The organism is Frondihabitans sp. PAMC 28766 (assembly GCF_001577365.1).
Classification (GTDB): domain Bacteria; phylum Actinomycetota; class Actinomycetes; order Actinomycetales; family Microbacteriaceae; genus Frondihabitans.
This window is the reverse complement of sequence record NZ_CP014513.1, coordinates 1,306,519-1,330,833: the sequence shown is the minus strand read 5'-3', so window position 1 is coordinate 1,330,833 and position 24,315 is coordinate 1,306,519. Positions and strand designations below refer to the sequence as shown.

The window sequence follows — 24,315 nt, the reverse complement described above, 5'->3', positions numbered from 1 at the left end:
TTTAGCCCTTCACGGCGCCGGCGGACATGCCCGACACCAGATTGCGCTGGATGATCATGAAGAAGACGACGACGGGCAGCGAGAAGAGCACCGACGCGGCCATCTGTCCACCGTAATCGGTGCCCGTCGTCGGGGTCGAGAACGACGCCAGCCACAGCGGCAACGTGTAGTGCGACTGGTCTTTCATGAAGACGTAGGCGACGAGGTAGTCGTTCCAGGCGGCGATGAAGGCGAACACGCCGGTCGCGATGACACCGGGCATGACGAGCGGGAAGAGCACCTTCGTCAGGACCTGCCAGGTGTTCGCGCCGTCCGTGCGGGCGGCCTCTTCGACCTCCATCGGGATCGCCAGGAAGAACCCGCGCATCACCCAGATCGAGAACGGCAGCACGCTGCCGACGTACGCCAGGATCAGGCCGGAGTACGTGCCGAGGAGGCCCGCCTGGTTGAAGAGCAGGAAGAGCGGGATGAGCAGCGCCGTCGACGGCAGCATCTGCACGACGAGGATGAACACCATGATCGTGCGGCGCCCGGCGAACTGGAAGCGCGAGAGAGCTGCCGAAGCGAAGAGCCCGAGCAGGATCGACAGGATCACCGCGGCCACGACCACGACCGCACTGTTGCGCAGGTCGATGAGGAAGTCCGACTGCGTGATGGCGTCGACGAAGTTGGCGATCGTCGGGTGCTCGGGTGCGAACAGCGGCGTCGTCGTCATCACCTCGTACGTCGGCTTGAACGCGGTGTTGACCATCCAGTAGACGGGGAAGATCCAGATCGCGCAGAAGACGACGGCGATCGTGTTGCTGCCCCAGCGGCGCTTGCGGCGGCGGCGCGGCTTGGTCGTCGAACGAGGCCCGTCGGTCGCGCGCTCGGTTGCGGCAGCGTCGGCCACGGCGTTCGCCTCGGCCTTCGACTCGGGCTGGGTGGTTCCGGTTCCGGTGGGTGCTGTGGTCGTCACAGGTCTTCTCCCGATCGAAGCAGGTTGCGGATGTAGAACGAGGTCATGATGAGCAGCAGGATCGTCGTGATCACCGAGATCGCCGCGCCCTTGCCGATCTGGAACCCGACGAAGGCCGTCACGAACGAATAGACGCCGAGGGTCGAGGTGGCACTGTCGGGTCCGCCCTGCGAGACGAGCCAGATCTGGTTGAACACGTTGAAGTCCCAGATCACCGACAGGATGGTGACGAGCAGCAGCGTGGGCTTCAAGAACGTCAGCGTGATGATGCGGTAGACGCCCCACTCGGAGGCGCCGTCGAGGCGAGCGGCCTCCTTCAGTTCGACCGGGATCTGCGTCTCGGCCGCGTAGAGGGTGAGGGCGATGAAGGGCACGGCCTGCCACACAATCAGCAGCCAGATCTCGAGGTACGACAGGCCCGCCGAGTTGCTCCACGCCGTGTTGGTCATGTCGCCGAAGAGGTGGGTCTGGGTGAGCAGCCAGTTGACGATGCCGTAGCCGGGCTGGAAGAGCCACTTCCAGACGATCGACGACGCGACGTTCGGCATCGCCCAGGCGAAGATCAGCACGATCGTGACGGCGTAGCGCATCGCGGTGCCGAGCCTCGTCAGCAGGTGCGAGATGCCCGTGCCGACGAGGATGCTGCCGAGCACCATCGCCGCCGTGAAGAGCACGGTGCGGACGAGCGACCACCAGAAGGCGGGGTCGGAGAGGAGCGCCGTGTACTGCGACAGCCCGACCGCGTCGTACGCCCCGGTGAACAGCGAGCGCTGGTTGTAGTCGGTGAACGACGTGAAGACGAGGTAGACGATCGGGGCGACCGTGACCGCGAGGATCACGATGCCGGCGGGAGAGAGCAGCCAGAGCGGCGCCCAACTGCGACGTTTCTTGGCGCGAGTCGGCGCTGACGGTCTCGCAATCGAGATGGCCATGGCTGATCTCTCCCTTTCCGATCGGTGGTGCGTGGTGAAGCGGTGTCAGTCGGTGCTAGTTGGTGGTGTTGAGCTGCGTGTTCGCGGCCGAGTCGAAGGTCTGGGCCGCAGCCTCAGGCGTCTTCGATCCTGACGCCACTGCTTCGAACAGCTGGTTGATGTCGCTGTTGCCCTCGAGAGCTGCCCAGTTGCCGGAGGCCGGTGTGGCCTTCGAGTTCAGAGCGGCGTCGAAGAAGCCCTTCTGGAAGGGGTCGACCGTCGCGTCGGCGGCCTTGATGCCCTCGGTCGAGTTCGGGATCCAGCCGTCGTTGCCGTAGACCCACTTCGACTGGATCGACGGGCTCGTGGCGAGCTTCGTCCACTCGAGCGCGAGGTCGGAGTTCTTCGACTTCTGGGCGATGCCCCAGTCGGAGCCGCCGAGCATGGCCGGCTGAGTCGAGCCGGACTTGCCGGGGAAGGGGAAGCTGCCGAGGTCGGCGTTCGTCAGCTTGGGGTTGGCCTTCTGGATCAGGCCGAGCGCCCAGTTGTTGTCGAGGATCGCGCTGGTCTTGCCGTCGGCGAAGAGGGTCTCCTGTGCCGGCGTGTCGGTGTCGAGGGTCTGCGAGGCCTTGGTCGAGTAGGTGTTCTGGAAGGTCTTGAAGTCACTCAGACCCTTCTGCGCCTTGGCGGACGTGAACCCGGCCGTCCACTTCTTGCCGCTCGGCGTGGCGATGTCTCCGCCCGCGTCCCAGACGAACTGCATGCCGGCGTACCAGTACTGCCCGGGCAGGTAGAAGGGCGAGAAGTCGGAGGCGGTGTTCTGCGCCTTGACCTTGTCGAGGTCGGCCGTCAGCTCGGAGTAGGTGGTCGGGGCGGTGGTGATGCCGGCCTTCGCCCACATCGGCTTGTTGTAGATGACCGCGCGGGCGCCGGCGAACCCGGGCACCGCGTAGAGCTTGTTCGAGATCGTCGCGGGCTGCTCGAGGCCGCCCAGCCAGGTCTGCCCCTGCTCGAGGTCTTTCTTGTACGAGGTCAGATCTTTGAGGGCGCCGTTGGCGGCGTAGCTGGCGACCTGGGTGTTGCCGAGGTCCAGCACGTCGGGCGGGGTGCTCGTGGCGAGGGCCGTCGAGATCTTCGTGGTGATGTTCGTCCACTGCTGGGTCTGGACGTTCACCTTGGCGCCGGTCTTGGCGGTGAACTCCTTGTTGATGGCGGCGATGGTCTTCGGCGTGTAGTCGCCCGTCATCACCCAGACGGTGAGGGTCTTGCCCTTGCCGGAGGTGGTGGGGACCTTCTGCGCCGAGCCCGAGCCGGCGGCTGCGTTGCCGCCGCTCGAGCAGGCGCTGAGGGCGAGGACTGCCGCGAGGCCGAGGCCGGCGACGGCTGCGGCTCGCTTCTTCGATGCCACTGCTTTGTATCGCACTGTGTTTCTCCCTGTGTGTGGTGGTGAGGCGATGTGTCGGGGTGGTGGGTCGGTGGGTCAGGAACGATGGGTCAGGATCTGGAGGTGGAACGGGTCAGGAGACGCCGAGCTCGGCCTGCAGCACGAGCGAGGCGCCGCCGAGCAGCACGAGGTCGGCGTCGCCCGAGGTCGTCCGCATGGACAGCCCGTTGCTGACGGCCGAGAGGGTGCGAGCCCGGACGGTCTCGAGGGCGGCGTCGCTGAACGGGCCGTCGAGAAGATGGCGAGGGCCCGAGAGGACGACCTCGTTGAGGTTGAGAGCACTGATCACGGGCGCGGACACGACTGCCAAGGCACGCCCGGCTTCGCGGAGCACCTCGTCGCGAGCGTCGTCGTCGAGACCTTCGATGCGGTCGCTGAGGTAGCGCGCACCGATCACGGTCTCGAGGCAGCCCCGGCGGCCGCAGGTGCAGAGGTCGCCCTCGCCGTCGGCGCCGACCGTGACGTGGCCGATCTCGCCGGCCGAGAACTGCTCGCCCTCGACGAGCGCGCCGCCGATGATGAGGCCGACGCCGACGCCGTGCTCGATCGTGACGACCATGAGGCTGAGCCCCGGGATCTCGCGGAAGGTGTGCACGCCGAGAGCGGCGACGTTGGCGTCGTTGGCGACGCGCACCGGCACGCGGAAGTGCTCTTTCAGGCGCTGCTTCAGCGGCAGGTCGAACCACTCGAGGTGGAGCGCCTCACGGACGACGCCCTGGTCGTCGACGATGCCGGGCGAGCCGACCCCGATGCCCAGGATGCGACGGGTCGTGAGAGCGGACAGCCTCTCGCCGAGCCGGATCACGCGGGTGATCGCATCTTCTCGCACGGCGCCGTCGAGCTCGATCTCGGCCCGGTCGACGACCTCGCCGCGGAGGTTCACGACGGCGCCGACGAAGCGGTCGGCGCTCGACAGGTCGAGCACGATCATGTGGAACGAGTCCGAGTTGATCTCGACGAGAGTCGCGGGCTTGCCCACGCGGGCGTCTTCGCGCTGGCCGATTTCGGAGACGATGCCGTCGGCCTCCAGCTCGGCGACGAGCACCGACACGGTCGGCCGCGTCAGGCCCGATTCGCGAGCGAGATCGGCGCGACTCATGGCACCCTGGTGAAAGAGCGCCTGCAGCACCACGGCGCGGTTGTGAACGCGGTTGTGCTGCGGCAGCGCCTTCGTCGACACACGGCGGCGGCGGGGGCTGCTCTGGCTCGATGCCGTGGTCATCACGTCGTCGGTCATGACTGCTCGCTTTCGTCTCGTCGAGGCCCGCCGGGTGGCCGGTGGTGTTAGTAAATTGCCCTTACAAACAAAAGTCAAGAGGCGAACGGCGAGTTAACGCCGCCGAAACACATCAGCAATCCCGGCGTCTTTCGACGTAAAGAAGTGAACGGGGCGGTTGCGCCGAATCCGATTCGTAAGCTTTACTAACAAACATGTCCGCTCCATCAGCCTGCGCAGAGAGGCCCGCCGCATGAGAGTCGGCCTCGACATCGGGGGCACGAAGATCGACGCCGTCGCCATTGACGACGACGGCGCCCCCATCGAGAGCCTGCGCCTCGCGTCCGGCTTCGGCGACCTCGCCGTGCTCACGAACGCTGCGGAGGCCCTGGCACGGCTGCGCGATGCGACCGGCCACGACTTCGAGTCGATCGGCGTAGGGATCCCGGGGCTCGTCGACCCGTCCACCGGTCGCGTGCGGCACGCGGTGAACCTCGGCTTCGACGACGTCGACTTCGGGCACGACCTCTCGGCCCTGACCGGTGTTCCCGTCTCGGTCGAGAACGACGTCAACGCCGCTGCCCTCGGCGCCTACCACCTCATGGGGCTCGACGGCCCAGTCGCCTACCTCAACCTCGGAACCGGCCTCGCCGCCGGAATCGTACTCGACGGCCGACTCTGGCGGGGTGCCCGCGGTGTCTCAGGCGAGATCGGCCACATCCCGATCGACCCGTCCGGCTTCGTCTGCCCGTGCGGGCAGCGCGGCTGCCTCGAGACGATCGCCTCGGGGTCGGCGATCGCGCGCCAGTGGCCCACGGGGGCCGAGCACCCCGCCCAGGCGCTGTTCGCGGCGGCCGACGCCGGCGACCCCGAGGCGCGCCGCATCCGCACGGCTCTGGCCACGGGCGTGGCCGCGGCCGTCAGGATCCTGGTGCTCACCGTCGACGTCGAATCGGTCGTGATCGGCGGCGGGCTCAGCCACGTCGGGCCGCCGCTGCTCGAGTGCGTGCGCGACGTGCTCGACGACTGGGCCGCCCAGTCGGAGTTCTTGGCGTCGCTCGACCTGCCCGAGCGCATCCGCCTGCTGCCCGAGGGCCTTTCGGTCGCCGCTGTCGGGGCGGCCATGCTGGGCCGCCCCGAGAGCGTGCTGCGCGCCTGAGCCTGGCGAAACCCGCGAGACCTCAGAATCGGCGGCTTCGCGAGGTCGAAAGCCGCCGATTCTGAGGTCTCGGACTGCTAGAGGCTGGCGAGCGCCCCGTTGAGCGTCTCGCTGGGGCGCATGATCGCGCTCGCCTTGGCGTCGTCGGGGCGGTAGTAGCCGCCGATGTCGACGGGGTGACCCTGCGGGGCTATGAGCTCGGCGGTGATCGTCTCCTCCGACTCGGCCAGCAGCTTCGCCAGCGCAGCGAAGTCGGCTGCCAGCTCGGCGTCGACCGTCTGCTTGGCGATCTCCTGAGCCCAGTAGAGGGCGAGGTAGTAGTGGCTGCCTCGGTTGTCGATCGAGCCGACCGAACGCGACGGCGACTTGTTCTCGTCGAGGAAGGTGGCCGTGGCCTTGTCGAGCGTGTCGGCCAGGATCTGCGCGCGGGCGTTGTCCGTCGTGGTCGCCAGGTGCTCGAAGCTCGCGGCCAGCGCGAGGAACTCGCCGAGGCTGTCCCAGCGCAGGTAGTCCTCCTTCACCAGCTGCTGCACGTGCTTCGGCGCGGAGCCGCCGGCGCCGGTCTCGAACAGCCCGCCACCGTTCAGCAGCGGCACGATCGACAGCATCTTGGCGCTCGTGCCGAGCTCCATGATCGGGAACAGGTCGGTGAGGTAGTCGCGCAGCACGTTGCCGGTCACCGAGATCGTGTCTTCGCCGCGGCGGATGCGCTCGAGCGAGTAGTCGATCGCGTCGACCGGCGACAGGATCTCGATCGTGAGGCCCGCGGTGTCGTAGTCGGCGAGGTACGTCTTCGCGAGGCCGATGAGGACGGAGTCGTGAGCCCGGGTCTCGTCGAGCCAGAACACGGCGGGCGTCTGCGACGCGCGGGCACGGGTGACGGCCAACTTGACCCAGTCGCGGATGGCGGCGTCCTTCGTCTGGCACATGCGCCACACGTCGCCCGACGAGACGGCGTGCTCGAGCAGGGTGGCGCCCGAGGCGTCGATGACGCGGATCGTGCCGGTGCCCGGGGCCTCGAAGGTCTTGTCGTGCGAGCCGTACTCTTCGGCTGCCTGGGCCATGAGCCCGACGTTGGGCACGGAGCCCATCGTGGCCGGGTCGAACGCACCGTGGGCGCGGCAGTCGTCGATGGTCGCCTGGTAGATGCCGGCGTAACTCGAGTCGGGGATGACGGCGAGCGTGTCGTGCTCGGCGCCGTCCGGGCCCCACATGTGACCCGAGGTGCGGATCATCGCGGGCATCGACGCGTCGACGATGACGTCGCTCGGCACGTGCAGGTTGGTGATGCCCTTGTCGGAGTCGACCATCGCCAGGGCGGGGCCGGCGGCGATCGCGGCGTCGAAGGCGGCACGGATCTCTGCGCCGTTCGACAGCGACTCGAGGCCGTTGTAGATGGCGTTCAGGCCATCGTTCGGGTTGAGACCGGCGGCGGCGAGGTCGGCGCCGTATTTCTCGAAGACGTCGTCGAAGAAGGCGCGGATCGCGTGGCCGAAGATGATCGGGTCGGAGACCTTCATCATCGTGGCCTTGAGGTGCACCGAGAACAGCACGTCGTCCGCAGCGGCGCGGGCGATCTGGGCCTTCAGGAACTCGCGGAGCGGACCGACGCGCATGACGGTGGCGTCGATGACCTCGCCCTCTTTCAGCGCGATGCCGTCGCGCAGCGCCGTGACCGTGCCGTCGTCGCCGGTGAACTCGATCTTCGCGCTCGTCGCGGCCGGCACGATGACCGACTTCTCGCTCGAGCGGAAGTCATCGACGCCCATGGTCGCGACGTTCGTCTTCGAGTCGGGGCTCCACGCGCCCATGCGGTGCGGGTGCTTGCGGGCGTACTGCTTGACCGACGCGGGTGCGCGGCGGTCGGAGTTGCCCTGGCGCAGCACGGGGTTGACGGCCGAGCCCTTGACCTTGTCGTAGCGCGCCCTGACGTCTTTGTCCTCATCGGAGGTCGGCTCGTCGGGGTAGTCGGGCAGGTCGAAGCCCTGCGAGCGCAGCTCGACGATCGCGGCCTTCAGCTGCGGCACCGATGCCGAGATGTTGGGCAGCTTGATGATGTTGCCCTCGGGTGTCTCGGCGAGGTCGCCGAGCTCGGCCAGGGTGTCGGGCACGCGCTGGGCGTCGGTGAGACGCTCGGGGAAGTGCGCCAGGATGCGGGCTGCGAGCGAGATGTCGCGGGTCTCGACGTCGACACCCGCCTTCGCCGCGTACGCCTCGATGATGGGAAGGAACGAGTAGGTCGCGAGTCGCGGCGCCTCATCGGTCAGGGTGTAGATGATCTTGCTCATTCGCGTGACGGCTCCTTAGGTCTCCAGACAGCAATGTATCTCGATATCAAGATACATTGTCTGGCCGAGTGCGGGCTGCGCGAGGCGGCAACCGGCCGCTTCGACGTCGCAACCAGCCTATTGCAGGCCGCCCGTCAGGCGGCGGGAGCAGGAGCGACCGCGACCGGGCGACCGGTGAGGCGCAGCGTCACGGAGTCGCCGAAGAGGAACTGCAGCTCGACGCCGTGCTGCACCGAGACGATCGTGTCGTCGTCGAGGCGCACCGTGGTGCGGCGCAGCGAGCCGAGGAAGCTCGTCGAGGCGACCGTGCCGCGGATGGCATCGGGGCCGGCGGACGGCTCGTCGACGAACACGATGTCCTCGGGGCGGACATAGGCGAGCACCTCGCCGTCGGCAGCCGTCGGGTCGATGGCCGGAAGCCGGGTGCCCCGCACCGTGACGGTGCCGGCCTGCTTGACCCCCGCATCCTGTTGCTGACCCCGACGAAGTCGGCGACGAACGACGAGGCGGGAGTGAGGTAGAGCTCCTCCGGGCTGCCGATCTGCTCGATCTCGCCGGCGCGCATGACGGCGACCCGGTCGGCGACCGCGAGGGCCTCCTCCTGGTCGTGCGTGACGAAGAGGGTCGTGATGCCGAGCTCGGTCTGGATGCGGCGGATCTCCTCGCGTAATTGCACGCGCACCTTCGCGTCGAGCGCCGAGAGCGGCTCGTCGAGCAGGAGGACGCGGGGCCGGGTGACGAGAGCGCGGGCGAGGGCGACGCGCTGCTGCTGGCCGCCCGAGAGCTGGTGCGCGTAGCGCTGCGCCAGGTGATCGAGGCTGACCATCTCGAGCGCCTCGAGCGCACGGCGCTTGCGCGTCGGCCCGTCGACCTTGCGCATCTGAAGGCCGAACTCGACGTTCTGCTGCACTGTCATGTGCGGGAAGAGCGAGTACTGCTGGAAGACCATGCCGATGTCGCGCCTGTTGACCGGCGTCGACGCGACGTCAACGCCGTCGATCCTGATCGAGCCGCCGTTGATCTGCTCGAGCCCGGCGAGCGAACGCAGCGCCGTCGTCTTGCCGCAGCCGGAGGGGCCCAGCAGGGCGACGAACTCGCCGGGGGCGATGGTGAGGCTGAGCTCGTTGAGGGCCCGGGATCCTGAATACTCTTTGACCACGTCGATCAGCTCGACGGTGGCCCCCTCGCCGAGGCGCTCGAGGGTGGGGGCGGGGCTGGTGGAGGTCATGGGTTGTTCCTAACGGGGCCGCTGGCGGACGAGAGACCGGACGAGGCGAGTGCGGCGGCGGCGGATCGAGCCTCGCGGCGGGCGAGGCCGGCACCGGGGCGGCGGTTGCCGAGGCGCCCGATGAGCACGAGCAGGATGAAGGCGAAGACGAGGGCGGCGAGCGCGAAGATCGTCGACACGTAGGGGTCGGTCTGGCTGATGAGCAGTAGAGCGGTCTGGAACGTGTTCTGGCTGAGGAAGGAGGCGATCGTGTATTCGCCGAGCACGACCGCGACCGTGAGGAAGACCGAGCTGACGATGCCGCGGCGCATGTTCGGCAGCACGATGCGCCAGATCACGACGACCCAGTTGCCGCCGAGCGACCGGCCCGCCTCGGTGAGCGTCACCAGATCGAACGCCGAGATGTTCGTCGCGATCGGGCGGAACGCGTAGGGCAGCACGATGATGCCCACGGCGAAGGCGAGGGTCCACGGGGCGCTGCCGAAGACGGCGGCGACCTTCTGGTAGACGGGCACGAACCCGACGACGAGCACGATCGAGGGGATCGTGATCGGCAGGATGCAGACGAACTCCAGGATGCGACGGAACCGCGGGTAGCGCAGCTCGACCAGCAGCATGGTGGGCAAGAGGAGCAGCAGCACGATCGCGACGGTGATCACCGTGATCGTGAGCGAGTTGCCGATGCCCTGGAAGAGCGGCGAGTAGTCGACGCCCGCGGCCACGTTCGGATGGAAGATCGACGCGTAGTGGTCGAAGTTCAAGGTGGACTTGCCGGTGACCTTGAGGGTGAACTCGAACATCGAGGCGAGCGGCACCAGGAAGACGAGGCCGACGACGATCAGGATCACGAGGCGCGCGGTCGTGGAGGGCTCGGCACCGAAGCGGGGCTGGCGGCCTCGCTTCATCGGCTTGACCGTGCCTGCCTCGTTGGTCGGCTCGACCGAGACCGACGTGAGCGGAATCGCGCTCATCGCTGCCACCTCGCAGCCCGGCGCTGGAGAAGCGAGTACGCACCCATCACGATGACCATGATGATCAGCATTCCGAGGGCGAGGACGCCGGCCGTGTTCGCGACGCCGACGACCGTCTCGCTGGTGAGCTGCTGCTTGATGTTCAGCGGGATGATGCCGCCCTGGCTCAGGAGCGCCGCCGCCGTGGCGAACGACGAGAACGCGTTCGCGAAGAGGAGGAGGACGCTGCCCCAGAAGGCAGGTGCGAGCACGGGCATCGCGATCTTCGTCCAGTAGCGGAGGCGCGTGGCGCCGAGGGTGGCCGCGGCCTCGCCCCAGGTGGCCTTGAGGCCCTCCATCGCGGGCATGAACGTGAGCACCATGAGCGGCACCTCGAAGTAGGTGTAGGGGATGATCAGGCCGGGCACGCTGTAGAGCAGCCCGCCGTTGCTGGCCCCGTTGAGGTTGAAGCCGAACGCGCTCTGCAGCCAGAGGGTCAGAAGGCCCTGGAATCCGATCGTCGCGATGAAGGCGAACGCGAGCATCACACCACCGAACTGGGCGAGCACGCTTGACGCGGCGTCGATCGTCGTGCGGAGGAAGCCGTCTGGGCGGGTGCCCAAGAGCGCGAAGCAGACGATCGCACCGATCACAGCTCCGAGGAGAGCGCTGATCGCCGAGACCATGAACGACCCCTGGAAGGCCGAGAGGATCGTCGAGTCGCCGAGCGCCTTGAGGTTGGCGAACGTGAACGAGCCGGAGTCGCTGAAGAAGCCGCTCGCCACCGCGATGACCGCGGGGATGGCGAGGAACAGCACGACGTAGGCGGCGAACGGGGTGAAGCCGAGGAACGCGAGGCTCAGGCGCCGGGGCCGCTTCGAGGTGATCGAAGCGGGCCCGGAGCCGCGCGCCGGAGGCGACGACACAGCGGTCCCCGCCGACCCCTTGCCGGGGTCGGCCGAAGCCGTGTCGGGGATCGTCTGTGTCGTCATGGCGCTACTTGACCGCTTTGGCCCAGCCGGCCGTCAGCAGGGTGGCCGCCTTGGTGGCCTGGTCTGCTGTCAGCTGCGTGAAGTCGCTGGGCGCGCCGCCGACCTTGGTCAGGGTGGCCTTGTCGACGGTGCCGTTCTTCTCCATGGCCGAGAGGGTCGCGGGGAAGGCGCCCGAGGCGAGGTAGAGGTTCTGCACCGCGGGGCTGTAGATGTACTCCTCCCAGAGGCGAGCAGCGGCCGGGTCGGGCGCGTCGGCGTTGATCGTCTGGTTGTAGTAGCTGCCGAGGGCCGTGCCGGGCAGGATGACCGTCTTCCAGTTCGGGTTGCCGGCGCTGCCCGCAGCGGGGCCCCAGGCGAGGTTGTTGTAGCTCCACTGCAAGACGACGGGGGTCTCGCCCGAGTTCACCGTGGCCTGGGTGGGCAGCGTCGAGATGAAGTTGCCCTTCGACTTGAGTTCTTTGAAGAAGTCGATGCCGGGCTGGATGTTGTCGGCCGAGCCGCCGTTGCCGAGAGCGGCGAGGTAGACGGCGCTGGCGGCCTCGTTGGCCTCCGTCGGGTCGCCCTTGATGGCGACCTTGTTCTTGTACTCGGAGCCGAGGAGGTCCGTGATCGACTTCGGTGCCGTCTTGATCTTCGACGAGTCGTAGCCGACCGACATGAGGCCGGTGTAGTCGTAGTACCAGGTGCCGTCGGCATCCTTGAAGTCGGTGGGGATGTCCGACCAGTTCGAGACCTTGTACTTCGCCATCAGGTCGAGGTTCTGGTTGAGCACCGCGGTGCCGATGTCGAAGACGTCAGGGGCGGTCGACTGGCCCTTGAGCGACTTGGCGGCGGCGACCTCGTCGGCGCTGGAACCGTTGGGGTTGGCCGAGACGATCTTGATCTTCGGGTACTTCTTCTCGAAGCCGGCGATGATCTTGCCGTAGTTGGCCCACGACGGCGGAAGGGTGATGACGTTGAGCTGGCCCTCGGCGTTGGCCGCGGCGACGAGGCCCTTCATGCCACCGAATGCCGAGACGCTGGTGGCCTTCTCGGCCTGGGCCTTGGTGACGGAGCTGGTCGCGCTCCCGCCGGCATTGGACGACGACGAGCAGCCGGTCAGCACGACGGCGACGGCCGCCGCGAAAGCCATCCCGGCGACGATGCGGTTCTTCTTCACTGTGTGTTCCTCCTGATCGCCGAGCGGTGCGTCCGTGGTGCCGGACGAGGGGGAGCCGCGGGCCGATCGGGGTAATGGTTGCCGTCCCCCGTTACGCGGACACACGACTTCGGTGAATGGTTCGCCAACATCGGCTGACCACTGGCCCCCGCAGTTCAGGCAGCTCACCCCCCGCCTCTACGCTCGGACCATGATCGATTTGGCAGTCTTCGACATGGCAGGAACGACGATCGACGACGGCGGGGTCGTCTACCGGGCCCTGTCGTCCGCCGTGACCTCCGCCGGCGCGACGGTCGACCCGACCGACCTGCAGACCTGGATGGGCACCGACAAGGTGACCGCCATCACGGCCCTCCTCCCCCTCGGCGGCGTCACCGCGACCGACTCTCTCGTCGCCTCCTGCTTCGCCACGTTCAAGTCCTTCCTCGACGAGGCCTACCGCACCACGCCGCCCACCGCCTTTCCCGGGGTCTCCGCCGCGATTGCCGAGCTCCGTTCGCGCGGCATCAAGGTCGCGCTGACGACGGGGTTCGATCGCGAGGTGACCGATGGCATCCTGTCGTCGGTCGGCTGGGCCGTGGGGCAGGATCTCGACGCGGTCGTCACCACCTCGGACGTCACGTCGGGCCGCCCCGCGCCCTACATGATCCACCACGCCATGGAGCTGACCGGCGTCGTCTCGGTCACCTCCGTGCTGGCCGCCGGCGACACCCTCGTCGACCTCGAGGCAGCCCGCAACGCCGGTGCGATCGCGGTCGGCGTGCTCACGGGGGCCCTTTCGGAGGCGGACCTGTCGCAGGGGCCGCACGACTACATCCTGGCCGGCGTCGCCGAGATCCCGTCGCTCGCCGAGTGCCGGCCGGCGACGGCCGCTTCACCCGCTGCGTCGCCCGCTGCGTCGCCCGTCGTGTCGCCGGCCGCGTCGACCGCCGTCAGCTGAGCCCGCCTCCCCCGTCGCTATCGGGCGACTCGGCGCTTCGCCCGACACCCCAGGCCGCCTGGTCGTGCAGAGTTCTGCCGCGGCGCCCCGCGTCTCGCAGATCGTCTCGGGCCAGTCGAACGGCGACGGCACGAGGTCGGCGAATCCGAGACCCCTGATTACTGCGTGTTCCTCCCAGGGGCGCTTCAGGGCGTCGACTTCACGCTGAATCACCTCGAGCCAGTCGTCTTCGAGCACGTACCAGCGCAGCATCTCGTCGGGGATGACGCGAACGAGCCCCGATCGGCGCAGCGTGACGAGGTGGCGCGACGTCGCCGACCACCCGATGCCGAAACGCTCGAATACCAGCGACGCCAGGTCGCCCGACGTCTGCTCGCCCACGCACAGTGTCTCGAGCAGGAAGAGCCGCACCGGCTCGCTGAGAAGCTGGAACGCTGTCATCGCGCGCTTGCTGGGTGACTCCTGACGCCTGTTCATGCCCGCCAGAATGCATGATCCCGCTGCCCCGCCGGCGCTGGTCACCGTCGATCTGTGGACAAGTCGGCACCGGTGTCGGCCTGTGGAGGACCGCAGGGCCGGCCTCTGGTCGGCAGCGCCGCCCGGAGAATCGTTCTCTCTTCTGGCCGCTCAACTCCGTAGTCGAGCACGAGTCTGGCCGCTCAACTCCGTAGTCGAGCGGCGCGGCTTCGGGCTCAACTACGTAGTTGAGCAATGCGGTGGGTCGCTCAACTACGTAGTTGAGGGGGGTGAAAGCAAAAGCGTTTCTCTGGGGCGGGGCCGACCCGACGCACGACAGTCAGCGCGCGACCCCGTCCACCGAAGCGGGCGGGGTCACGCGCGCCCTCAGACGAGGGGCGGGGCGGGGCGGGGGCGGAGCGGGGGGCGGGGGGGGTGCCCCTATGTGTTTTGTCAAGCAGCAAGGGCGTGATCGGTTTCGTAGAGGGTGCCGTCGCGGAGCATTGCGAAAAGGACGTCGCAGCGGCGTCGTGCGAGTGCGATGAGGGCTTGGTTGTGGCGTTTGCCTTGGGCGATCTTGCGGTCGTAGTAGGTCCGTGAAGTTGGGTCGCGGAGGGCTGCGAAGGCGGACAGGAACAGGGTGCGTTTGAGGATCTTGTTGCCTCGCCGGGACGGATGTTCGCCCCTGATCGACGACCCCGATCTCCGAGTCACCGGCGCCAAACCCGCGTAAGCGGCGAGGTGGCCAGAGGTCTCGAAGTGTTTGCCGGCGACTTCGGTGAGGAGCCTGGCTGCGGTCCTGGCGCCGACTCCCGGCATGCTCGTCAGGACGGGCGAAAGAGGGTGCGCCTCCACCAGCTTCTCCACCACCACGGCGATCTCTGATCGCTGCCGTCGCAGCGCCGCGAGTTGCTCCGCCAGGCGCGGCAAAACAGTCGCGGCCGCGTTGGTGCCGACCACCACGACGGTCTGCTGGCTCAGGGCCTGGGTGATTTCCTCGGCCAGACGGCGTCCCATCCGCGGGGCCAGCTTCAGCAGCCGGGTTGACATGCGGGTGGTGCCGGCCGACTTCATCGCGGCCGGGGACGGGTAATGCTGGAGCAGGTCGAGCATCGCGGGGTGGTCCAGGTGAGGCCCGACAACCCGCTCCAATGCTGGGTGGATCTGGGTCAGCAGGCCGCGGATTCGGTTGCTGGTGGCGGTCATCTGCTGCAGGATGTCGTCGTCGAAGCCGCAGAGCATGGACAGCTCCGCGACGGATTCGTCGGCCATCTGGATCGACCGCAACGCATGCGGCAACGTCCGCGCAGCTTGGGCGATGATCGCTGCATCGCGGGCGTCGGTCTTCGCTTCACCGGCGTGGAGGTCGGCGATGCGTCGCATCGCCAGCCCGGGCAGATACCCGACGAGGACACCCTCGGACTGCGCGACGGCGATCGGTAGCGCACCGATGGTGGCCGGCTGATCGACGACCACGAGGACCGTGCCGTGGTCTTTGAGTTTCTGCAACACGGCGCGCATCTTGGTTTCATCGTTGGGCAGGGCCTTGTCGAAGACGACTTTGCCGGCCCGGTTCAGGGCAACGGCGTGGTGTTCGCCTTTGCCCACATCGACACCGACGAACACGTCGACGCTGTCGTAGTTCTCGATCATCACTACTCCATCCACTCGGTCGAAGTGGCCTGGTCACGGCGTCAAGTCTCGGCATCCACGTTACGAACGACCTCGGCAACTTCACCTAGTCGAGCCCCTATTAGCGATCACCCGACGCCAATCGAGCCCGGTGACAACACCCCCGGATCATCAACGACTGGGGGCAACAATCATGCCGGGCCCGACAGGCCAACACCCTCCCAGTTCACACCGTTTGGGCCTACGAAGAAAGTAACGGGGCAGGGCCCGGGGTCAGGCGCGAGCGACGCGCAGCGTCACGATCTCGAAGGGGCGGAGGGTCAGCGCGACGGCTTCGCCGGCGGCCCAGGCGGCGTCGCCGAGGTCACGCTCGAGCAGGTCGGTGCGCCGGACGGACGACACCTCGAGGCCAAAGGAGACATCGGTCGTCGCCCGGGCGCCCTGCGCCTCGTAGAGCCGCACGATCAGGTCGCCCGAGCGGTCTTCGGCGAGCTTGACCGCCTCGACGAAGACGGAGGGCGACGACACGGTGACGATCGGGGCGACGACCGCATCTGCGGCACCCTGCACGGTGCGAATCGGCAGGTTCAGGCGGTAGCCCGCCTCGGCCGCGCCGAGCACATCGACGGCCGGGCCGACGGAGGTGCGCAGCACGTGCACCCCCTGGTCGGCGTGCGGGTCGGGGAAGCGCGGGGCGCGCAACAGCGACTCGCGCACCAGGGTGGTCGTGCCACCGTCGTCGCGCGTCGTCCGCGTGATGTCGTGCCCGTAGGTCGACCCGTTGGCGACGACCGCCCCGAAGCCGGGCTCGCCCACGTGCACCCAACGGTGAGCGATGGTCTCGAAGCGAGCGTGGTCCCACGACGTGTTGACGAAGGTCGGCCGGGAGATGTGCCCGAACTGGATCTCCGACGAGGAGTAGTCGGTGCGGAGGTCGAGCGGGAAGGCGAGCTTGAGCAGCTTTTCGCGCTCGTGCCAGTCGATGGTCGTCTCGATCTGAAGTTCGGTCGCGTCTTCGGGCAGCCAGTAGCGCTGGCTGATCGTGGATTCCCCGTGCTTGTGCGTGACAACCAGCGCCGACCCGTCGATCGCGACCGACTCGGGGCTACGCAACTCGGTGACGTTGTGGCGGTACTCGCGGTCGATGTCCCACGCGTCCCACTGGTTGGGCGTGTCACGGAAGATCTGCAGCAGCGACGCGACCTCGCCCGGTGCGACGAGGTCGCGACCGGTGGCGACGTCGACGAGCGACACGAGGAGGCCCGCGGCGTCGAAGACCGCAGCCACGACCCCGTTGTCAACCCGGTAGCCGCCATCGGCGTCCGCCTGCGGCGCCACCGACTTCTCGGCCGTCGCGACCGACGCGCCTAGTGGGGCCACCCCCCGAGCCGACACAGGCGCCGCGTTGAACACCAGAGGGGTGTCGCCCTCCCCGGCCAGAGCCTGCTGCGCGGTACGGATGATGACGTCGAGATCTCCGGCGATGCGGCGGTAGTTGGCCTCCGCCTGCTGGTGCACCCAGGCGATCGACGACCCGGGCAGGATGTCGTGGAACTGCTGGAGCAGCACCGTGTGCCAGATCTTCTCGAGCGCATCGTAGGGGTAGTCGAGGAGGCCACGCGCAGCCGCCGTCGCGCTCCAGAGCTCGGCCTCGCGCAGCAGGTGCTCGCTGCGCCGGTTGCCCTGCTTCGTGTTGGCCTGGGTCGTGTAGGTGCCGCGATGCAGCTCGAGGTACATCTCGCCCGACCAGACGGCAGGATCGGCAAGGGTCGCCTTGGCCTCGTCGAAAAAGGCCCTCGGGGTGCCGAGCGTCACGCGCGGCGAGCCTTCGAGGTCGCGCGTGCGGTGAGCCGCCGCGAGCATGTCACGCGTCGGGCCGCCGCCGCCGTCGCCCCAGCCGTAGAGCCCGATCGAGACGTTCGAGACTCCCTTCTCGGCGTACTGCCGCTGCGATTTCGCGAGGTCGGCGCCCGAGAGGTCGGAGTTGTAGGTGTCATTCGGCGGGAAGTGCGTGAAGATGCGCGACCCGTCGATCCCCTCCCACAGGAACGAGTGGTGCGGCATCCGGTTGGTGTCGTTCCAGGAGATCTTCTGGGTCAGGAAGCTGTCGGATCCTGCCCCCTTCGCGATCTGCGGAAGGGCGGCGGTATAACCGAACGAGTCGGGCAACCAGACCTCGCGCGGCTGGTAGCCGAACTCGCGCTCGAAGAACTTCTGACCCTGCACGAACTGGCGCACCAGCGCCTCACCGCCGGGCATGTTCGTGTCGCTCTCGACCCACATGCCGCCGACGGGAACGAAGCGCCCCTCGGCCACCCGGGCACGGATGCGCTCGAACAGCTCGGGGTAGAACTCTTTCATCCAGGCGAACTGCTGCGCGCTCGAGCAGGCGAAGACGAAGTCGGGGTCGTTGTCCATCAGCTCGAGCACGTTCGAGAACGTGCGAGCGCATTTGCGCACCGTCTCGCGGGTGGGCCACAACCATGCCGAGTCGATGTGAGCGTGGCCGACAGCCGTGATCGAGTGGGCGCTCGCGTAGGCCGGCGAGGCCAGCACGGCCGCCAACGCCTCGCGGCCTCGAGAGGCGGTGCCGGCGACGTCGTCGGGGTCGACCACGTCACACATCCGGTCGAGGGCCTTCAGGATCTCGGCACGGCGCGGAAGAGACGGCTCCAGTTCGCGATGCAGCCCGTGCAGGCTCCAGACGTCGCGTTCGAGCTCGTACACGGTGATGTCCCGCTCGACGACGTCGACTCGACGCAGCGTGTAGATCGGCTCCGACCCCGCAGTCGCCTTGTCACCCAAAGGTGTCGGGATGTAGAAGTAGTTGCCGCCGACGTCGGGGTTCGACGCCGCCTCGACATAGAGATCGATCGCCTCGCCGGCGCCGAGCCCGAGCGCGACGTGCCCGTTGAAGGGCTCGATCGCCTTGAGGATCGAACCATCGGGGCGGTAGACGAGACCCTCGGCCTGGAACCCGGGCTGCCGCGTGCTGAAGCCGAGGTCGACCAGCAGCTCGATCGCGACACCGTCGCCGCCCCACCCGGCCGGCACCTCGCCCGTGATGTGGAACCACGTCGTGCCCCACGGCTTGCTCCAGGGCGTGCCGACGGCGAACGGCGAGAACGTCTGCGTCATGGCTTCGCTGAAGGGGACCGGCTCGTCGGGCACCTCCCAGGCCTCGATCGTCAGCGGCGACACGCGCCGTTCGATCGCAGGCACGAGACGCTCGAGGACGAATCGGTCGACGCGGACCTCGACGTGGGTGCTGTTGTCATGCATAGGTGTGCTCCTGCGCCGGCGACCCGGCAGTGGGTGGGGGTGTGCGAAAGACGGTGAAGCGGTCGGGGTGACCGGGACGATCTGCTGGAAGTCAGCCCTTGACCGCGCCGGCGAGCGCGGACGACCCTCCCAACGTTCGAGACACCACGACGTAGAGCGCGATCACGGGTACCGAGTAGACGATCGAGAAGGCCGCAAGCTGCCCGTACGCCACCGAGCCGTACTGCCCGAAGAAGTTGAAGATGCTGACCGCTGCCGGCTGGTTGCCCGGGCTGAGCAGGAGGATGAACGGCACGAAGAAGTTGCCCCAGGCCTGGATGAACACGAAGATGAACACCACCGCGATGCCCGGTCGCATGAGAGGGACGACGACCCGGGTGAGCGTGGTCATCATGGAGGCGCCGTCCGTCCACGCAGCTTCTTCGAGCGAGATCGGCACGGAGTCCATGAAGTTCTTCGCCATCCAGATCGCCATCGGCAGGCTGGACGCCGCGAGGAAGAAGATCGTGCCGGCCATCGAGTCGATCAGGTTGAGCGACACGAACAGGCTGTAGACGGGCACCATGATCGCCGTGATGGGCAGGCAGGTGCCGAAGAGCACTCCGTAAAGGAACGGCTTGTTGATGCGCATCCGGTAGCGCGAGAGCGGATAGGCCGCCAGGATCGCGACGATCACGGTCACGATGGCGCATCCGCCCGACAGGATGAGGCTGTTGAGCAGCGGGACGAACGAGATGTCGGGTGTCAGCACCTTCTGGAAGTTCTCGAGGGTGAAGGCCGTGGGGATCTTGACCGACAGGGTGGCCGACGAGTCGAACGACGCGAGCACGAGCCAGGCCAGCGGCACGGCAAAGCAGAGCGCGACGATCAACAGGACCGTGTTGGATACGGCTTTGAGGCTGCGGCCGCTGGGCGATGTCATGGCCATGGTCAGTCGACCTCCGGTTTGAGGGCCCGGATGTAGACGATCGAGAAGACCGCGCCGACGAGCAGCATGATGGTCGCGATCGCCGTGCCGAAGCCGAGCTGCGAGAACTTGAACGCCTCTTGGTAGGCCAGGATCGGCAGCGTCGAGCTGTTGGTGCCGGGGCCGCCGCCCGTCATCACGAAGATGAGGGTGAAGACCGAGAGCGTCTGCAAGGTGGTCAGCATGAGGTTCGTGGAGATGCTGCGGCGGATGACCGGCAGCGTGATGTAGATGAGCCGCTTGAAGCCGCCTGCACCGTCGACCTCGGCCGACTCGGTGATCTCGGGCGGCACCTCCTGCACGGCCGCGGCGTAGACCAGCATCGAGAACGCGGTGCCCCGCCAGATGTTGGCCAGGATGATCGAGATCATCGGGAAGGTGTACAGCCAGTTGGCCCCGTGGATGCCGAACCATGCCAGCACGGTGTTGAGGGTGCCCGTCTGGTTGAAGAACGCGTAGGCGGCGAACGCCGCGACGATCTCGGGCAGCACCCAGGCGGCGACCACGAACGTGCCGACGATGCCGCGGACGACACGGTGCGCCGACCGCATCAGGATCGCGAGACCCAGCCCGAGGACGTTCTGGCCGACGACCGCCGACGTGAACAGGAAGACCAGTGTCAGCACGACCGACTTCGGGAAGTCGGGGTCGGCGAAGAGCTTCGTGTAGTTCTGCAGGCCGATGAACTTCGACGTCTGTGCGGCGGCACCGGTCAGTGACGAGTTCGTGAACGACCCGTAGAACGACGAGATGATCGGCCCGAGGAGGAACAGGGCGAGCAGCACGACCGAGGGCAGCAGCGGCAGCGCCCGGGCGACCGAGCGGCGGCGGTGCGCCCGACCGGCGCCGGGGCGGGGCCCGGCCGTCGACGTGCGACGGCCGGGTCCTCCCCCGGCAGTGCCTGCGGTCAGGCCCGCACGATCGCTACCCGCCTCGACCGGGATCGGTGCGACTGTGGACATGAGTCTCGACCTACTTCGTGGTGATCGACTTGGCGCCGACTATGCCTTGCAGCGCCGTGTCGTACGCCTTCGCCGCTTCGGCCGGCGTCTGCTGCCCCGTCATGACCGACTCCATGGCCACCGTGATCTGGTTCGAGATCTGGCTGTAGTCGGTGGTGGCGGGCCGGAAGTGGGTGTCCTTCACGAGCGACGAGAAGAATGGGAACGTCGGGTTCGAGTTCGCGTAGGCAGGGTCGCTGGCGACGTCGCTGCGGACGGCGATCTGGCTGGCCGCGATGTCGTACGACTGCGACCCGCTCTTGTTCAGCGCCTCGCTGATGAACTGGAAGGCCTTCCCCGGGTTCTTGCTCTTCGCACCCACGGCCAGAGTCCAGCCGCCCGACATGCTGTTGACCCCGGGGGCGCCGCCCTTCTCGGTCGGCATGGCGGTCACGCCCATGGTGCTGCTCCACTGAGGCCAGGGGTTGGTGCCCGACGAGAGCCACGTGCCACTCACCCACGACCCGTCGAGGTCGATGGCGAGCTTGCTCTGGGGCAGCCACTGGCCCGTCACGACCGTCGCCGCGTTGGTGTCGAGGGCCTGCTCGGGTGTCGGCCCGAGATTGCCCTGGTACACCGACTTGATGAAGCCGAGCGAGCTGGTGAAGTTCTTCGAGCCTGACACCCACTTCTTGGTGCTCGAGTCGTAGAGCGTGCCGTCGGGGGTGCCGTAGAGCAGCATCTCGAAGCCCTGCATCGTCGAGCCCTCGCCCTGCGGCTTGCCCGAGTAGACGTTCATCGGCACGACGCCGGGCAGCTTCGATTTGATCGTCTTGGCCGCCGCGAGCACGTCGTCCCAGGTCTTGGGCTTCCACGGCACGGGCAGGCCGGCCTTGGCGAAGAGCTTCTTGTTGTACCAGAGAGCACGCGTGTCGGTGCCCATGGGGATGCCGTACGTCTTGCCGTCGGTACCGACGCCCGCCTGCTTGGCGCTGGCGAAGAACTTGCTCCAGTCGGACCACTTCGCGGTGTACTTGTCGAGCGGCAGCAGGTAGCCCGCGGCCGCGTCGGCCTTGACCTTGAACGTGTCTTCGTAGATCACGTCGGGCGCCGTCGCCGGTGAGCGCTCCATCAGCGCCAGCTTCGTGTAATAGTCGTCGTTCTGCGCCGCGATCGGCTCGAGCTGGACCTTCATGCCCGGGTTCGCCTTCTCGAAAGTCTTGGCCACGGCCTTGAGGTGGGTGTCGAGTTGGGTGAAGGTGCCGAACTTCTCGTACGCGATCTTGATCGTGTTCGAGCTGCTGCCGCCGGCGCCGCTGCACCCGGTGGCGAGGAGGGCGGTCGCGACGACACCGGCGGTGATCGTCAGGACCCTGCGGGTGTTGCGTTTCATGGTGCTCCTTTGCTCCACAAGGGACCGAGGCGAAATGGTGAGAGTCGCGCGGCCCTGCCCGGCATCGTCGCCGGACCGCTGATGGCAATAACTAAAACGTATGGAGTAACTCGTGTCAAGACCTCTGCGGCGATCGGCACGGCTGGTCTCAGACCGAGATGAGCATCGCCGACGGGCGCGGCGAGAACGCGTAGTCGAGCACCAGGCAGGCGGCGCCGACCGCCGCGACGTCCTCGCCGATGCTCGAGCGCACGAACGTCAGGGCGTGCTTGGGGATGAGCGCGGGCGACGACTCGACGGCGTACGGGATGACTTCGAGCAGGGCGTCGCCGATCTCCTCCCAGAACGGGCCGCCGAAGACGATCTCGTCCAAGTCGAGGAGGTTCACGATGACCACGAGGGCCCGAGCGAGATGTCGCCCGGCAGCGTGGAGGATGCTGATGGCGGCCGGGTCGCCGGATCCTGCGCTCTCGGCCAGCTCGTAGAACGCGCGCGTGATCGTCGTCATGTCGAACGGATCGTCAGGATCGACGGCGGGTCGAGCCAGCACGCCGGCCTCGACCGCCTGCGTCACGAGCGACCTCGGCGTGATGAGATCGCCGATGCAGCCCGTGCGTCCGCACCGGCAGACGATCCCGTCGGGATCGACCGTGATGTGGCCGGCGTCTCCGGCGTTCGAGCTCGCGCCTCGGATCGCCTCGCGACCGATCACGAGACCTGTGCCGAACCCGGTGCCGTAGTAGACGAACGCGAAGTTGGCGCGCGACGAGCCGGTCGCGAACCACAGCTCGGCGACGGCGGCGGCGGTCACGTCCTTCTCGAGGAGCACGGGCAGGCCCGTCGCCTCGCTCAGAGCGGCTCGCAGAGGCACGTCCTGCCAGCGCGGCAGCATGGGCGGATCGAGGACGGTGCCCGACTCGGCGTCGATCGGCCCGGGCGAGGCGATGCCGACGCCGAGCACCTTCGAACGGTCGACACCGGAGTCGTCGATGAGATGCCGGATCGACCGGGCCATGAGGTCGACGACGTCACCCGGCCTCGAGGCCGACGGCGTCCGCGTGCGCGAGTGCGCAACCACCCCGCCCCGCAGGTCGAGCACGACGTAGGTGATGACGGCGGGGTCGATGTGTACGCCGACGGCGAAGCTGCCCTGCGGGCGCAGCTGCAGGATCGTGCGGGGCTTGCCGCGCCCGTTGACCACCTTCCCCGTCTCCTCGACGAGGCCGGCCTCCAGCAGCCGCCTCGTCACGTTGCCGATGGTCTGCGCGCTGAGCCCGGTGCGCTCGGCCAGCTCGACGCGGCTCAGACCCTCGGAGGCGCGGCGGACGGCGTCGAGGACGACGGCCTGGTTGTAGCCGCCGATCGCAGGCATGTTGGTGCCGGTTCGCAACTCGCGCTCGCCTCCCGTCACCTGTCGCGCATCGTGCCGAGCGCACTCGCACCCTACCCGTCGCGTGGGGGCTCATCGCCGAGAGAGTTATCCACAGGCACAGTTGCCTCCTGTTGCCGACCGGGGCGAGGCAGGTAGCCTGAACCCCATGGACGACCTCCGCCTCGAAGAGCTCTCCGCCGCCACTGCGGTCGCGGCCAACTCCCTGACCCTCAAACCGGGCCAAGAGCAGTACGCGGCGCCGGTCTCGCATTCGCACGCCTCGGTCAGCCCGTCGGCCGCGTGGCCGCGCGTGGTGCTCGACGGCGACGAGGTCGTCGGCCTCATCGTCGGCTCGTTCGACCCCGACAACGATCGCGAAGAGCTGCGCAGCTGCATCTGGAGCATCAACGTCGAGGCCTCGGCGCAGGGCCGAGGTGTCGGTCGATTCGCGATCCACGCTCTGGCCGAGGAGGCCCGCAGCCGTGGCTTCGGGCGTCTCACCGTCATGTTCGAGCCCGGCGCCGACGGGCCCGAGGCGTTCTTCCTGCACATCGGGTTCGTCGTCATCGGCGAGACCCCGTACGGCGAGCACCTCGCCGCGCTGTCGATCGCGAGCGACCCGCACGTCGACGGGGCCGAGCCGGCCGGCGCCACCGCCTGAGCGCGGCGTCGGTGACCGACCGCGCAGACGCGACGACTCCAGATCCTGGTGCGGTCGTCGATCCTGACGACTGGTTCTCTGCTGTGATCGGGGTCGTGGAATCGATCCCCCAGGGTCGCGTCATGACCTACGGCGGCGTGGCGGCCGCCCTCGGCTCGCGAGCGTCCCGCGGCGTCGGCAAGGTCATGGCGCACGCGGGAGGCGAGCTGCCCTGGTGGCGCGTCGTCCGAGCGTCCGGCCATGCTGCCGTCGGCCACGAGCAGCGCGCCCTCGAGATGTATCGCGTCGAGGGCACGCCGCTGAAATGGTCGCGCGCCGGCGCTTGGCGCGTCGACCTCGACGCCGCCGAGTGGCACGGCTGACACA

Annotated in this window: 19 protein-coding genes and 1 pseudogene; 4 read left to right on the top strand and 16 right to left on the bottom strand. The window is 67.9% G+C overall.

From position 1 onward, the window contains the following. Window position 1: 1 nt before the first annotated feature. The 4 genes from AX769_RS06515 to AX769_RS06500 all read right to left on the bottom strand — a co-directional run bounded on the left by AX769_RS06515 (window position 2) and on the right by AX769_RS06500 (window position 4,550). Window positions 2–958, bottom strand: coding sequence for a carbohydrate ABC transporter permease (locus tag AX769_RS06515; RefSeq protein ID WP_204249331.1), 957 nt, complete (start codon window positions 956–958; stop codon window positions 2–4). Continuing rightward, entirely contained in the window at window positions 955–1,890 is a 936-nt protein-coding gene (locus tag AX769_RS06510; protein ID WP_066277300.1) for a carbohydrate ABC transporter permease, read from the bottom strand. Before AX769_RS06510 ends, AX769_RS06515 begins: the two co-directional genes overlap by 4 nt. Window positions 1,891–1,945: 55 nt before the next feature. Next, window positions 1,946–3,292, bottom strand: coding sequence for an extracellular solute-binding protein (locus AX769_RS06505; protein ID WP_204249330.1), 1,347 nt, complete (start codon window positions 3,290–3,292; stop codon window positions 1,946–1,948). A 94-nt stretch (window positions 3,293–3,386) separates the two neighbouring features. Next, window positions 3,387–4,550: an ROK family transcriptional regulator gene (locus AX769_RS06500; RefSeq protein ID WP_239451959.1), complete on the bottom strand. Its 1,164-nt coding sequence runs from the start codon at window positions 4,548–4,550 to the stop codon at window positions 3,387–3,389. 232 nt (window positions 4,551–4,782) lie between these two features. Between AX769_RS06500 and AX769_RS06495 the strand changes: the two genes are divergently transcribed. Next, window positions 4,783–5,688: an ROK family protein gene (locus tag AX769_RS06495; protein ID WP_066277297.1), complete on the top strand. Its 906-nt coding sequence runs from the start codon at window positions 4,783–4,785 to the stop codon at window positions 5,686–5,688. Window positions 5,689–5,765: 77 nt separating this feature from the next. Here the strand turns inward: AX769_RS06495 and AX769_RS06490 are convergent, their stop codons facing one another. The 5 genes and pseudogenes from AX769_RS06490 to AX769_RS06470 form a co-directional block, all read right to left on the bottom strand. Further along, entirely contained in the window at window positions 5,766–7,976 is a 2,211-nt protein-coding gene (locus tag AX769_RS06490; protein WP_066277295.1) for an NADP-dependent isocitrate dehydrogenase, read from the bottom strand. 134 nt (window positions 7,977–8,110) lie between these two features. After that, window positions 8,111–9,204: pseudogene (locus AX769_RS06485) on the bottom strand (ABC transporter ATP-binding protein). Continuing rightward, complete coding sequence (locus tag AX769_RS06480; protein ID WP_082764027.1) at window positions 9,201–10,175, bottom strand: ABC transporter permease; 975 nt, start codon at window positions 10,173–10,175, stop codon at window positions 9,201–9,203. Before AX769_RS06480 ends, AX769_RS06485 begins: the two are co-directional and overlap by 4 nt. Then, a complete protein-coding gene (locus AX769_RS06475; protein ID WP_066277293.1) occupies window positions 10,172–11,146 on the bottom strand; it encodes an ABC transporter permease subunit in 975 nt (324 codons plus the stop codon). The genes AX769_RS06480 and AX769_RS06475 overlap by 4 nt, the downstream gene beginning before the upstream one ends. 4 nt (window positions 11,147–11,150) lie before the next feature. Further along, the gene (locus AX769_RS06470; protein WP_239451958.1) at window positions 11,151–12,305 is read right to left on the bottom strand and encodes an ABC transporter substrate-binding protein; all 1,155 of its coding nucleotides are present in this window, start codon (window positions 12,303–12,305) and stop codon (window positions 11,151–11,153) included. A 190-nt stretch (window positions 12,306–12,495) separates the two neighbouring features. Here AX769_RS06470 and AX769_RS06465 point away from each other — a divergent pair, with 190 nt between their 5' ends. Then, on the top strand, window positions 12,496–13,245 hold the full coding sequence (locus tag AX769_RS06465; protein WP_082763531.1) for a phosphonatase-like hydrolase: 750 nt from the start codon (window positions 12,496–12,498) through the stop codon (window positions 13,243–13,245). On the opposite strand, the gene AX769_RS06460 is transcribed toward AX769_RS06465, so the two are convergent. The 7 genes from AX769_RS06460 to AX769_RS06430 form a co-directional block, all read right to left on the bottom strand. Next, the gene (locus AX769_RS06460; protein WP_066277289.1) at window positions 13,180–13,686 is read right to left on the bottom strand and encodes a helix-turn-helix transcriptional regulator; all 507 of its coding nucleotides are present in this window, start codon (window positions 13,684–13,686) and stop codon (window positions 13,180–13,182) included. The two genes, AX769_RS06465 and AX769_RS06460, sit on opposite strands and share 66 nt — an antisense overlap. A 468-nt stretch (window positions 13,687–14,154) precedes the next feature. Continuing rightward, window positions 14,155–15,354 carry an IS110 family transposase gene (locus tag AX769_RS06455; protein WP_066277286.1) on the bottom strand — a complete coding sequence of 400 codons (1,200 nt, stop codon included), beginning with the start codon at window positions 15,352–15,354 and terminating at the stop codon, window positions 14,155–14,157. A 252-nt stretch (window positions 15,355–15,606) separates the two neighbouring features. Next, entirely contained in the window at window positions 15,607–18,615 is a 3,009-nt protein-coding gene (locus AX769_RS06450) for a glycoside hydrolase family 38 C-terminal domain-containing protein (RefSeq protein WP_066277284.1), read from the bottom strand. Between the two features lie 91 nt (window positions 18,616–18,706). Next, a complete protein-coding gene (locus AX769_RS06445; protein WP_066277279.1) occupies window positions 18,707–19,543 on the bottom strand; it encodes a carbohydrate ABC transporter permease in 837 nt (278 codons plus the stop codon). Between the two features lie 2 nt (window positions 19,544–19,545). Then, the gene (locus AX769_RS06440; protein WP_066277276.1) at window positions 19,546–20,544 is read right to left on the bottom strand and encodes a carbohydrate ABC transporter permease; all 999 of its coding nucleotides are present in this window, start codon (window positions 20,542–20,544) and stop codon (window positions 19,546–19,548) included. Window positions 20,545–20,554: 10 nt separating this feature from the next. Then, window positions 20,555–21,916 (bottom strand): extracellular solute-binding protein, encoded by a 1,362-nt coding sequence (locus tag AX769_RS06435; RefSeq protein WP_066277274.1) that lies wholly within the window; start codon window positions 21,914–21,916, stop codon window positions 20,555–20,557. Window positions 21,917–22,064: 148 nt separating this feature from the next. After that, window positions 22,065–23,327 carry an ROK family transcriptional regulator gene (locus AX769_RS06430; RefSeq protein WP_239451957.1) on the bottom strand — a complete coding sequence of 421 codons (1,263 nt, stop codon included), beginning with the start codon at window positions 23,325–23,327 and terminating at the stop codon, window positions 22,065–22,067. A gap of 127 nt (window positions 23,328–23,454) precedes the next feature. Between AX769_RS06430 and AX769_RS06425 the strand changes: the two genes are divergently transcribed. Then, complete coding sequence (locus tag AX769_RS06425; protein ID WP_066277272.1) at window positions 23,455–23,949, top strand: GNAT family N-acetyltransferase; 495 nt, start codon at window positions 23,455–23,457, stop codon at window positions 23,947–23,949. Window positions 23,950–23,960: 11 nt separating this feature from the next. Further along, window positions 23,961–24,311, top strand: coding sequence for an MGMT family protein (locus AX769_RS06420; protein WP_066277270.1), 351 nt, complete (start codon window positions 23,961–23,963; stop codon window positions 24,309–24,311). Window positions 24,312–24,315 lie beyond the last annotated feature (4 nt).

Bases quoted from the DNA above. Each gene is read 5' to 3' on its own strand.
- AX769_RS06440 (WP_066277276.1), bottom strand. From the start codon at position 20,544: ATGTCCACAGTCGCACCGATCCCGGTCGAGGCGGGTAGCGATCGTGCG.
- AX769_RS06455 (WP_066277286.1), bottom strand. From the start codon at position 15,354: ATGATCGAGAACTACGACAGCGTCGACGTGTTCGTCGGTGTCGATGTG.
- AX769_RS06495 (WP_066277297.1), top strand. From the start codon at position 4,783: ATGAGAGTCGGCCTCGACATCGGGGGCACGAAGATCGACGCCGTCGCC.
- AX769_RS06460 (WP_066277289.1), bottom strand. From the start codon at position 13,686: ATGACAGCGTTCCAGCTTCTCAGCGAGCCGGTGCGGCTCTTCCTGCTC.
- AX769_RS06435 (WP_066277274.1), bottom strand. From the start codon at position 21,916: ATGAAACGCAACACCCGCAGGGTCCTGACGATCACCGCCGGTGTCGTC.
- AX769_RS06445 (WP_066277279.1), bottom strand. From the start codon at position 19,543: ATGGCCATGACATCGCCCAGCGGCCGCAGCCTCAAAGCCGTATCCAAC.
- AX769_RS06510 (WP_066277300.1), bottom strand. From the start codon at position 1,890: ATGGCCATCTCGATTGCGAGACCGTCAGCGCCGACTCGCGCCAAGAAA.
- AX769_RS06480 (WP_082764027.1), bottom strand. From the start codon at position 10,175: ATGAGCGCGATTCCGCTCACGTCGGTCTCGGTCGAGCCGACCAACGAG.
- AX769_RS06465 (WP_082763531.1), top strand. From the start codon at position 12,496: ATGATCGATTTGGCAGTCTTCGACATGGCAGGAACGACGATCGACGAC.
- AX769_RS06500 (WP_239451959.1), bottom strand. From the start codon at position 4,550: ATGACCGACGACGTGATGACCACGGCATCGAGCCAGAGCAGCCCCCGC.
- AX769_RS06475 (WP_066277293.1), bottom strand. From the start codon at position 11,146: ATGACGACACAGACGATCCCCGACACGGCTTCGGCCGACCCCGGCAAG.
- AX769_RS06490 (WP_066277295.1), bottom strand. From the start codon at position 7,976: ATGAGCAAGATCATCTACACCCTGACCGATGAGGCGCCGCGACTCGCG.
- AX769_RS06450 (WP_066277284.1), bottom strand. From the start codon at position 18,615: ATGCATGACAACAGCACCCACGTCGAGGTCCGCGTCGACCGATTCGTC.
- AX769_RS06425 (WP_066277272.1), top strand. From the start codon at position 23,455: ATGGACGACCTCCGCCTCGAAGAGCTCTCCGCCGCCACTGCGGTCGCG.